This window comes from Streptomyces sp. DSM 15324, assembly GCF_001514285.1.
Taxonomy (GTDB): Bacteria; Actinomycetota; Actinomycetes; order Streptomycetales; family Streptomycetaceae; genus Streptomyces.
Map to the genome: position 1 here is coordinate 4852 of NZ_KQ949053.1, position 4264 is coordinate 9115.

2 protein-coding genes are annotated in these 4264 nt (G+C 73.6%); both read right to left on the minus strand.

Annotation, left to right across the window (positions count from 1 at the left end):
- Positions 1–1724, minus strand: a 1724-nt coding sequence (locus tag AQJ58_RS40020) for a type I polyketide synthase (protein WP_199844806.1), incomplete at its 3' end; no start/stop codon positions are given.
- 96 nt (positions 1725–1820) lie between these two features.
- Positions 1821–4264: SDR family NAD(P)-dependent oxidoreductase (locus tag AQJ58_RS40025; protein WP_067259553.1), on the minus strand; the 2444-nt coding region annotated here is incomplete at its 5' end.

The window sequence follows — 4264 nt, forward strand, 5'->3', positions numbered from 1 at the left end:
GTGCCGTCGGGAACCACGTCGAAGCTGCCGGTCACCGCTCCGGGGGCCACACCGGCGTTGCCCGCCAAGTCCTCCAGGCCCGTGACGAGTTCGCTTCGCTCCGTTCCGAGGACGACCGCCCTGTTCTCGAACGCGGCTCGCGTGGCGGCCAGGGACCACGCCACGTCCACCGGTCGCACCTCGTCAGCGGCAGACTCGACGGAGGACGCCAGGCGGCCGGCTTGACCCGCGAGCCCCTCGCCACCACGGCCCGACACCACCCACGGCACCACACCACCAGCCACGAGCACCGGTGTGTCGAGGTCGTCGGCGGTCTTCGGTTCGCCCGCCTCGGGGTCGGACTCCGGCGCCTGTTCGAGGATCACATGGGCGTTGGTGCCGCTGCCGCCGAAGGAGGACACGCCCGCGCGGCGGGGCCGGCCGGTCTCGGGCCACGCCTCGTTCTCGGTGAGGAGTTCGACCGCACCGGACGACCAGTCGACGTGCGGGGTGGGCTCGTCCAGGTGCAGCAGCTTCGGAAGGACACCGTGGTGCATGGCGAGCACCATCTTGATGACCCCCGCGACACCTGAACTAGCTTGCAGGTGACCGATGTTGGACTTCAGGGAGCCCATGCGCAGCGGTTCCTCGCGGTCCGCCTGCCCGTAGGTGGCCAGGAGCGCCTGCGCCTCGATCGGGTCGCCCAGGGTGGTGCCCGTGCCGTGCGCCTCGACCGCGTCCACGAGATCGGCGCCCAGGCGTGCGTTGGCGAGGGCCGCCCGGATCACCCGCTCCTGGGCGGGACCGTTGGGCGCCGTGAGGCCGTTGCTCGCACCGTCCTGGTTGACCGCCGAACCGCGCACCACCGCCAGCACCGGATGACCGTGGCGACGGGCGTCCGACAACCGCTCCAGCAGCAGCACCCCGACACCCTCACCCCAGCCGGTGCCGTCCGCCCCTGCCGCGAACGGCTTGCACCGACCGTCCGGAGCGAGCCCCCGCTGACGACTGAACTCCACGAAGTTCCGGGGGGCGGCCATGACGGTGGCGCCGGCGGCCAGGGCGAGGCGGCACTCGTCCTGGCGCAGGGCCTGGACGGCGAGGTGCAGCGCCACCAGCGACGACGAGCACATGGTGTCGACGGTGACGGCGGGGCCCTCGAAGCCGAGGGTGTAGGCGATGCGGCCGGACAGCACCGCGCCGGAGCCGCCCGTCAGCATGTGTCCCTCGACGCGGTCCCGGGCCCGGGCGGCAGCCGCCCCGTACCCCTGGTCGCTGCTGCCGACGAACACGCCGGCCTTCTCGCCGCGCAGGGTGCCCGGGTCGATGCCGGCCCGCTCCAGCGCCTCCCACGAGGTCTCCAGGAGAAGCCGCTGCTGCGGGTCCATCATCGTCGCCTCGCGCGGCGAAATGCCGAAGAACGCGGGGTCGAAGTCGGCGGCGTCGTAGAGGAACGAGCCGGAGCGGGTATAGCTGGTGCCCTGGTGTTCCGGGTCGGGGTGGTACAGGTTCTCCAGGTCCCAGCCACGGTTCGCGGGCAGCTCGGAGACGGTGTCGGCACCGGCGACCAGCATGCCCCAGAAGTCCTCGGGGGTGTGCGCGTTGCCGGGGAAGCGGCAGCTCATCGAGACGATGGCGATGGGCTCCTGCTGGCGGGCCTCGACCTCCTGAAGGCGTCGGCGGGTCTGCCGAAGGTCGGTGGTGACCAGCTTGAGGTAGTCGCGGAGCTTGTCCTCGTTAGCCATGAACGTCATCAGTCCCTAGAGGATGGGGCGGTGGGGCGGAGCGGAAGGAGCGGGCCGGACGGGGCGACCGGGGGAGTACGCCGCCCCGCCGGCGGTCTAGTTGAGGCCGAGTTCCTTGTCGATCAGGTCGAACATCTCGTCGTCCGATACGGCCTCGAGCAATGTGTCGTCGGCGTCGCCGCCGACCGGGGTCTCCGTCGGACCGTCCGACAGACGCCACAGCAGCGCTTGCAGCCGGGTGGTGATCCTGGTGCGGGAGACGTCGTCGGCGGGGTCGAGCGCGGCGACGGCAGCCTCCAGCGCGTCGAGGGGTGAGAGGTCCCCCGCGTCCGTCCCCGCCGGCTGCGGGGCGAGTTCGGACAGCAGCCGTTCGCCGAGGGCCGCCGGGGTCGGATGGTCGAAGACCAGGGTGGCGGGCAGGCCGAGACCCGTGGCCTCCTTCAGCCGGTTGCGCAGCTCCACCGCGGTGAGGGAGTCGAACCCCAGGTCGCGGAAGGCGTGCCCGGGGCTGATGGCACCGGTCCCGTCATGGCCGAGAACGGCCGCGACCTGGGTCCGCACGAGCTGGAGCACGGTCCGTTCCTGCTCGGCCCGGCTCAGGCCGGCCAGCCGGTCGGCGAAAGACTGTGCAGGACCGGGCACGGCCCCGGCGTCGGGGTCGGCGTCGGCCGTGCGGCCGGCGAGCTGCGCGGCGTCGAGGAGCCGGGCCTCCGGGATCTCGTCGAAGAGGCGCCGGCGGCGGGCGGCCGAGTAGGTCGCCGCGAACCGTTCCCAGATCACGTCGGCGACGACCAGGACGGTCTCGTCGTGGGCGAGGGCCTGCTGTACGGCGCCCACCGCCACCTCGGGGTCCATCATGGGTACGCCGTAGCGGCGCAGCCGGTCGCCCTCGGCCTCGTGCACCATGCCGCCGCCGGCCCACGCGCCCCAGGCGAGGGAGGTGGCCGTCCGGCCTCGGCCGCGGCGCCACTCGGCGAACGCGTCGAGGTAGGCGTTGGCCGCCGCGTAGCCGGAGTGGCCCCCGTCGCCCCAGACGCCCGCGCCCGAGGAGAACAGGACGAAGGCCTCCAGCGGGCTGTCGCCGAGCAGCGCGTCGAGGTGCAGGGCGCCCGCGATCTTCGCGCGCATCACCTCGTGCAGGGCGTCGAGGTCGGTGTCCCCGATCGCCACGGCCGGCGGCTCGGCGCCCGCCGCGTGCACCACGGCGGTGACCGGCGCGTCCTCCGGCACGCCCGACAGCAAGCGGGCCAGGTCCTCCCGGTCGGCGATGTCGCAGGCGGCGATGGTGACACGGGCGCCGAGCGCGGTGAGTTCCCGCTCCAGTCCGTCGGCGCCGGGAGCGTCCGGCCCACGGCGGCTGACGAGCAGCAGATGCCGGGCACCGGTGGCGGCGAGCCGTCGGGCCAGGTGGGCGCCGAGGGCTCCGGTGCCGCCGGTGATGAGCGTGGTCCCGGTGAGGCCGACGGTACGCCGCTCACCGGCCTCGGTGTCGACCGGCTTGCGGACCATGCGGCGTACGTACAGGCCGTCCTCGCGCACGGCGAACTGGTCCTCGTCCTCGTCGCCCGCGAGAGCGGTGAGGAACCGGTCCAGGGCACGGGCGCCGAGGCCCACGACCGTTTCACCGGACGCGTGGTCCTCGCGAGGGGGTGCGGGGAGGTCGATGAGGCCTCCCCAGCGCTCGGGATGGTCGAGCCCGTAGACCCGGCCGAGGCCCCAGACGGCGGCCTGCTCGGGCAGCGGCCCGGACGCCTGCGACGCGGCGGGGCCGGGCACGCCGACCGCTCCCCGGGTGACCGTCCACAGCGGTGCCTCGGCCTTCGTGTCCGCGAGGGCCTGCATGAGCAGGAAGGTGCTCGTGACGGCCTCGGGCACACCGGAGGGGCTCGGCTCCGCGGAGGCATGGTCACCGCGAGGTGCCAGGGGCAGCAGATTGAGTACGCCGTCGATGAGCGGGTTCTGTTCGAACGCCTCGTGGAGACGGTCGGCCAGGGCCGCCCGGTCGGCTCGCGTCACGTCGAGGGTGACCGTGACGACGTCCTCGACCTCCTTGTGCCCGCGCAGCCCCTCGACCAGCTCCCGTGCGGTGCCCTCTGCCGTACCACCGTCGCCCGGCAGTACGACCAGCCAGTGCGATGCCAACGGCCCAGGCCCAGCCACCGGTGTGCCGACCGGCCGCCACGTCACGGCGTAACGCCAGGAGTCCAGCGCGGCGCTCTCCCGCTTGCGCCGGCGCCACTCCGCCAGCACGGGCAGCACCGGTTCGACCGTGTCGAGCGTGTCGCGCCGTTCCGGCGCCAGGTCGAGGGTGTCGGCGAGGGCTTCCAGGTCCTCGCGCTCGACGGCCTCCCAGAAACGGGCGTCCACCTCGTCCACGGAGGGGCCGGCGGGGGCGGGTTCGGGGGTGTCCAGCCAGTAGCGCCGGTGCTGGAAGGCATAGGTCGGCAGCGGGACCGTGCGGGCGTCCTGTCCGGCCAGCACGGCCGTCCAGTCGACGGGGACACCACGCACCCAGGCCTCCGCCAGGGAGGTCAGGAGAC